5 protein-coding genes and 2 pseudogenes are annotated in these 6,234 nt (G+C 70.1%); 3 read left to right on the top strand and 4 right to left on the bottom strand.

Annotated features, from left to right (window positions below; all coding sequences use genetic code 11):
• Positions 1-618 precede the first annotated feature (618 nt).
• Positions 619-822: pseudogene (locus AB0469_RS40805) on the top strand (transposase family protein); the annotation flags it as partial.
• 6 nt (positions 823-828) lie between these two features.
• On the opposite strand, the gene AB0469_RS40800 reads toward AB0469_RS40805, so the two are convergent.
• From AB0469_RS40800 to AB0469_RS40790, 3 genes are read right to left on the bottom strand one after another with little or no spacing between them, the layout of a single operon-like run.
• Positions 829-2,094: a multidrug effflux MFS transporter gene (locus tag AB0469_RS40800; RefSeq protein ID WP_366456675.1), complete on the bottom strand. Its 1,266-nt coding sequence runs from the start codon at positions 2,092-2,094 to the stop codon at positions 829-831.
• A gap of 3 nt (positions 2,095-2,097) precedes the next feature.
• A complete protein-coding gene (locus AB0469_RS40795) occupies positions 2,098-2,742 on the bottom strand; it encodes an NAD(P)H-binding protein (RefSeq protein ID WP_366456674.1) in 645 nt (214 codons plus the stop codon).
• 23 nt (positions 2,743-2,765) lie between these two features.
• On the bottom strand, positions 2,766-3,518 hold the full coding sequence (locus AB0469_RS40790) for an MBL fold metallo-hydrolase (protein ID WP_366456673.1): 753 nt from the start codon (positions 3,516-3,518) through the stop codon (positions 2,766-2,768).
• 81 nt (positions 3,519-3,599) lie between these two features.
• Between AB0469_RS40790 and AB0469_RS40785 the strand changes: the two genes are divergently transcribed.
• Both AB0469_RS40785 and AB0469_RS40780 read left to right on the top strand, forming a co-directional pair.
• On the top strand, positions 3,600-4,229 hold the full coding sequence (locus AB0469_RS40785) for a winged helix-turn-helix transcriptional regulator (protein WP_366456672.1): 630 nt from the start codon (positions 3,600-3,602) through the stop codon (positions 4,227-4,229).
• Positions 4,230-4,403: 174 nt separating this feature from the next.
• Positions 4,404-5,876: pseudogene (locus tag AB0469_RS40780) on the top strand (Helicase associated domain protein); the annotation flags it as partial.
• A 163-nt stretch (positions 5,877-6,039) separates the two neighbouring features.
• On the opposite strand, the gene AB0469_RS40775 reads toward AB0469_RS40780, so the two are convergent.
• Positions 6,040-6,234: hypothetical protein (locus AB0469_RS40775; RefSeq protein WP_366456671.1), on the bottom strand; the 195-nt coding region annotated here is incomplete at its 5' end.

Below are 6,234 nucleotides of genomic sequence, written 5' to 3'. Positions count from 1 at the left end.
CGCCCGCCGAATACGAAGCCAACCACTACCTGAGCACCACGAAAGCCCAGGTCACACACAACATCTGAGATCTCTACCGAACCCGGAACGGTTCACGGCGACCTTGGCGATCGAGATAGTCGACCAGTTTCGCTTCGCTGCGGCGCAGTCGAACAGACTCGTCCTCAGGCAGGGAGCCCAGCGCGTCGGCGAGGACACGTGTTCGGGGGATGTGGACCATTGCACTGGAGTAGATCCGGCACCCGGAGCACCATGCCAAGCCGACGCACCGCTCGAACATCGAGGACTCGGGCGGATAGAGACGGAACTGGTAGGAGCGGACGGCGGTCCCGCAGACAGTGCAGCTTCGGCGATCACCGTCCTCGACCGTGTCCCAGGTCGCCACCTTGACCCAGTGCCACCGCCTTGCCGGTGCTCTTCAAGTCGTCATGCGCAGCATTCTCGCTCATGGCCCATCAGCCCACCTCAACAGCCCCACGACTACCATGCCTGGCCCTGCTGAGACCGGAACCCGGAGCCAGTTCAGGCCGGAACAAGGGCCGCTTCAACCACCGACGTGGGGCCAGCCCAGACCGAAAATCTGGGGCCATTTCGCGCCGTTAACGCCAGGGTTCCAGACGATTCAGGCCCAAGCTGTCCCGGCGGCAGAAGGCCGTCAACCGCGCCCACGCGAAAATCCGCGCTCGCGGCGGACGAGCCATCGCTACCCTCAAAACCTGGAGAATCCTGGTCAAGCTGCGCTGCTGCCCGCGCCGAGCCACCGCAATCGTGCAGGCCATCCTCGTCCTGCACCACGTCGAGTCACCGCGTTACGAAGGATGAAACGGCTCACTGGATGCCGGCTCGTCTGCGATCGATGTGCCGGCGCGGTCGCCGGTGCCCGGCACGTCCTTGGCGAGCCGGCCTGCGAGTGCGCTCACCGGGCATCGACCGGGTGAGGACGCCGAGTGTGAGCAGAGCGAGCGCCGGCAGCACGGCGACGATGATTCCCATCGGCAAGGCGTCGGTGGCGCCACCCGCGCCGGCCAGCGGAGCAAGTGCCCCGCCGATCATGAACTGGCTGAAGCCGAGCAGAGCGGCTGCCGACCCGGCGTGTCCGCCGTGGTCGGCCAGGGCCTGGGCCGCGGCGTTCGGCATGACCAGGCCCACGCTGGAGACCAGGACGAACAGGCCGATCAGGAGCACGGGCAGGGGTGCCCGTGTCAGCACCGCGCCCAGGACCGTGGTGCCACCGGCTGTCGCGCCCAGCAGACCGGCGAGCAGCAGCACGCGGGCGCCGGCCCGGGCCACCAGCCGGCCGCTGATCTGGGCGGCCGCGATGAGTCCGGCGGCGTTGACGGCGAACACGGCGCTGTACTGCTGCGGTGACAGGCCGTGGATTTCCTGCAGGACGAACGGCGAGCCGGAGATGTAGGCGAACATCGCCGCGAAGACCAGGCCGTTGGCCAGGACATACCCGGTGAAGACCCGGTCGCTGAGCAGCTGCCCGACGACAGCCGGCAGCGGCCGGCGTGACGCGGAGGACCGGGTCTGCGGCAGTGCTGCGGCGGAGGCCGCCAGCATCACGGCGCCGAGTACGGCCAGGGCCACGAAGATCCCCGGCCAGGCCGTGACGCGCAGTAGCTGGCCGCCGAGGACCGGCGCGAACACCGGCGCCAGGCCGGTGATCAAGGTCAGTGCGGAGAAGAGACGTGCGGTGCGGGTTCCGGAGGTGCGGTCGCGGACCATGGCGTTGGCGATGACGATGCCGAACGCCCCGCCGATGCCCTGGACCAGGCGGAGGCCGACGAGGGTCCGGACGTCGGGTGCCACCGCGCAGAGCGCGCTGGCGATCGTGTAGAGGGTGAGGCCCGCCAGCAACGGACGCCGCCGGCCGTAGGTGTCGCTCAGCGGCCCGGCGATCAGCTGCCCGATGGCCAGCCCGGCCAGGCAGGCGGTGATGGTGAGCTGGGTGGCCGCGGCGCTGGCGCGCAGGTCGCCGGCGAGGTCCGGCAGTCCGGGCAGGTAGCCGTCGATGGACAGTGGTCCCAGGGCCACGAGCGCTGCGAGCAGGACGATGAATCGGGTCTGTCGGCCGGCGGCGTCGTTGCTCATGGCTCAGTACGCCACGGTGATGCGGCGGCGGATCGCGGTGCCGCTCTCGATCGTGTCGGCCAAGGCGATCGCGTAGTCGGCGTACGAGATGCGGCTGTTGCCGTCGTCGTCGGTGAGCAGGGTGTCCCCGGCGCTGCGGTAGGCCCCGGTCCGCTCGCCCGCTGCGATGACCGCGGCGGGCGACACGTACGTCCAGTCGAGGTCGTGGACGCCGCGGTAGAGGTCGAGCGCTTCGGACTGGGCCTCGGCGTTGGCCTTCCACAGCGCGGGGAAGTCCGGGTCGTCCATGACCCGGGCGCCGGTCGGCGTGCGCAGGCTGCCGGCACCGCCGATGGTGACCAGGCGGGTGACGCCGGCTCGGCGGAGTCCGTCGATCAGCGCACGGGCGGCACCGACGATCGTGGCGCGGTCGTCCTCCTGGCCGATCCGGGGGCCGACGGCCGACAGTACAGCGTCGTGGGAGGCGGCGAGGCCGGCGACCGCGGCGGCGTCCGTGACGTCACCGGTGGTCACGGTCAGGGCCTTGTGCCCCAGTCCGTCGACGTGGCCGGCTCGGGTGACCGCGGTGACGGTGTGACCGCGACGCAGTAGTTCCTCGGTGGTGGGCCGGCCGATGTTGCCGCTGGCACCGAACAGGACGATCTTCATGTGTTGCTCCTTGTTTCTGATGGTCACAGGACGGGCTGGCCGTCGGCGACGATGGCCGCGGTGATGCCGCGCGCGTCGGCGGCGTGCTGGAAGCGCTGCTCGATGTCGGGTTGTTCGGTGTAGAACGGCGGGTTGTGGAACAGGCCGTAGTGCATGGCGCAGACGGTGCCGGCGCCGAGTGCGACGGCGGCCTCGACGCCCTGCTCGGGGGTCATGGTCGCCGGGACGTTGGCCGCGTAGCCCTCGAAGTGGGCGATGACGCCGTTGACCGGGACGAACGCGACGTCGAACGGGCCGTGGTCGCGGGCGATCTGCCACCAGCTGCCGTGCCACTGGGTGTCGCCGCAGTGAATGACCCGCCGGCCGGCGCCTTCGACGACCCAGGCGACCTGGTCACAGTCGTTGCCGCGCCAGTCCAGCGAGGTCACCGGGATGACGGTCAGCTCTCCGATGCGGCGTGACCGGCCCAGGTCCTGGGCAACGGGAGTGATGCCCACCTCGTGCAGCGCCGCCGCGCTCGGGGTGTGGCAGCCGATCGTGCCGGTGGCCGCGATCCGGGCGATCAGGTCGTGGTCGTAGTGGTCGGGGTGCAGGTGGGTGATGAGGGCGTGGGTGCCGGGCGGGGCATCGACCGGGTCGACCGGCCGGTGCGGCGGCCCCATCACCGGCGCCAGCGGAGCGACGTTCTCGAGCGGGTCGATCAGCAGGCGGGTGTCGCCGAGACGGATCTCGACGCCGGCCCAGGCCAGCCGACGCACGGAAAGGGTGGGGGTCATGGGCAGCGACGCTAGACCGATGTTGTTGAGAAAGTCAACAAGTGAGTTTTGAATCTCAACACCACGATGTAGGGTGGTGGCATGCGCACCTACGGGCAGTACTGCGGCATCGCGAAAACACTGGACACCGTCGGCGACCGATGGACCCTGCTGATCGTCCGTGAACTGTTCGCCCTGGGTCCGTGCCGGCACACCGACCTGCGCAACGGGCTGCCCGGGATCGCCAGCAACCTGCTGGTCGACCGGCTCCGCGAACTAGAGGAAGCCGGACTGATCCACCGCGAGGCCGCCCCGCCGCCGGTGGCCACCACCCTGTTCTCCCTCACCGAGCGTGGCCGCGAGCTGGAGCCGGTGCTGCGGGAGCTGAGCCGGTGGGGCATGCCGCTGTTGCGTGAGCCGGGCGGCAGCGACACCTTCCGCACCCACTGGCTGGACATGCCTGCCCGGGCACTGACCGACCACCGCCCCGACCAGCCGGCAATCGCCCTGCAACTGCACGCCGACGGCAACGAAGACCTGGTCATCGAAGTCAAGGACGGCTCGGTGCACACACACGCAGGCCGGGTCGACCACCCCACCGCGTCACTGACCGGACCGCCGCACCTGCTCGCCGCGACCCTGCTCGGCGACCTCGATCTGAGCGCCGCAGTACAGCAAGGCCTGCGGCTCAGCGGCGAACAAGAGGCAGTACTGCGCATCCTGCCCCGCTGATCGACCGGCCGCTCACGAGACTGCGATGGTCCGGGTTCCAGACACTGTCGGGATTGTGGAAGCTGCAGCCGTCGCAGAAAAGACCGGAGGGGTCGGATCCGCCGATGGGGTTGGCGTTGGAGTAGGTGTACCCGTTCATCTGGAGCGGGTCGGTGATGTCGATGATCGGGTCGACGGCGCGTGCACCGGGCGTTCCTCGCGTCCGTACGCGTCTTGGGCGAGGGCGTCGACATCACTGGCGAGCGCGGGGTGGAGGCGATCTGTTTCACCGACACCCGCGGCTCCCAGGTGGAGATCGTCCAGAACATCGGGCGCGCGCTCCGGCTCAACAAGGACGGGTCCACGAAGATCGCCCGCATCATCGTGCCGGTCTTCCTGGAGCCGAACGAGGACCCCACCGACATGGTCGCCTCCGCCAGCTTCCGCCCCCTTGTAGCCGTCCTCCAGAGCCTCCGTAGTCATGACGACCGCCTCGTCGAGCAGCTCGCCTCACGCGCCCTCACCAGCGGGAAGCGCAAGACCCACCTGCGCCGCGACGAGAACGGGCAGATCGTCGGCACCGGCGGCGAGGGCGAGGACCAGGAGGACGACGCCGACGCCGCGGCCGAGTCGGCGCTGCTCCACTTCTCCAGCCCGCGCGACGCCGCCACGATCGCGGCCTTCCTCCGTACGCGGGTGTACCGGCCGGAGTCGCTGGTGTGGCTGGAGGGCTACCAGGCCCTGATCCGGTGGCGGGCGGAGAACGAGATCACCGGAGTCCACGCCGTCCCGTACGACACCGAGACGACGGTGGGCGTCACCAAGGCGTTCCCCCTCGGGCGGTGGGTACACCAGCAGCGCAAGGCCCTACGCGCCGGCGAACTCGAGGACCGGCGCAAGACCCTCCTGGACGCGCCGGAGGCCGGGATGGTGTGGGAGCCCGGCGAGGAAGCCTGGGAGGCCAAGCTCGCCGCCCTGCGCTCGTACCGGCGGGCCACCGGGCACCTCGCGCCCCGGCAGGATGCCCTGTGGGGCGAGAACGACGAGATGATGCCCATCGGCCAGCACATGGCCAACCTCCGCAGGAAGGGCGCGAAGAACGGCCTGGGCAAGGACCCGGACCGGGCAGCGGAGCGCGCGGCGCAGCTGACCGCGATCGACGAGGACTGGGACTGCCCGTGGCCGCTGGACTGGCAGCGCCACTACCGCGTCCTAGCCGACCTGGTCGACGCCGACGGCGTCCTGCCCCACATCGCGCCCGGCGTGCTCCTGGACGGCGACGACATCGGACGGTGGCTCCAACAGCAAAAGCAGCCGGCCACCTCGGCTCGGCTGCTGCCCGAACAGCAGGAACGGCTGACCGTCCTGGGCGTACAACCCGACCAGACGCCCGCCCCCGCCCCCGCAGCCAGTCCCGGGGCGAAGGGGCCGAGCAAGGCCCAGCAGGCATTCCAACGGGGCCTGGCAGCCCTCACACAGTGGGTGGAGCGGGAAGGCGCCCAACGGCCCGTCCCCAGGGCCCACGGGGAGGAGGTCGCAGTCGAAGGTGAGGCTGAGCCGGTGGTCGTGAAACTGGGTGTATGGGTCACCAACACCAAAACCCGACGCCACAAACTCACCCAGGACCAGCTGGACGCGCTGCGCAGGCTGGGCGTCCGCTGGGCATGACCCCGGCTCCGGCGGGTCGCCGAAGCGAAGCGGGACGCCGCAGCCGCGATGGCGTCAGGGAACCGACCCCATGCGCCTCCACGCGCCGGCTGGAACCTGAACCCCGACGGGGCCAGGAGGACAACGAGCCCGTTGCCGAGAAGCCGGGGCCAGGGAGCGGCTGTCACCAGTAGCAGCGGTCCGGGTCGTCGTGGTCCATTGGCTCGCAGGGTGGGATCGGCGGGCGGGCGCTTGCCGGTGCGCTGCCCTCGATGAGGAAGGCGACGCTCTCCAGGTAGGGCAGAGGTGCCACGATGGTGCTGGAGTCCTTCGTATCCCACCACGAGGTCAGGGTGCCGTGGGCCGTGCGGACGATATA

The organism is Streptomyces sp. NPDC093801 (assembly GCF_040701585.1).
Classification (GTDB): Bacteria; Actinomycetota; Actinomycetes; order Streptomycetales; family Streptomycetaceae; genus Streptomyces.
Note: the sequence above shows the minus strand (reverse complement) of the source record. Positions and strands in the feature narration are given on the sequence as shown.

Coding starts and splice junctions, on each gene's coding strand:
- AB0469_RS40800 (WP_366456675.1), bottom strand. CDS start 2,094: ATGAGCAACGACGCCGCCGGCCGACAGACCCGATTCATCGTCCTGCTC.
- AB0469_RS40795 (WP_366456674.1), bottom strand. CDS start 2,742: ATGAAGATCGTCCTGTTCGGTGCCAGCGGCAACATCGGCCGGCCCACC.
- AB0469_RS40790 (WP_366456673.1), bottom strand. CDS start 3,518: ATGACCCCCACCCTTTCCGTGCGTCGGCTGGCCTGGGCCGGCGTCGAG.
- AB0469_RS40785 (WP_366456672.1), top strand. CDS start 3,600: ATGCGCACCTACGGGCAGTACTGCGGCATCGCGAAAACACTGGACACC.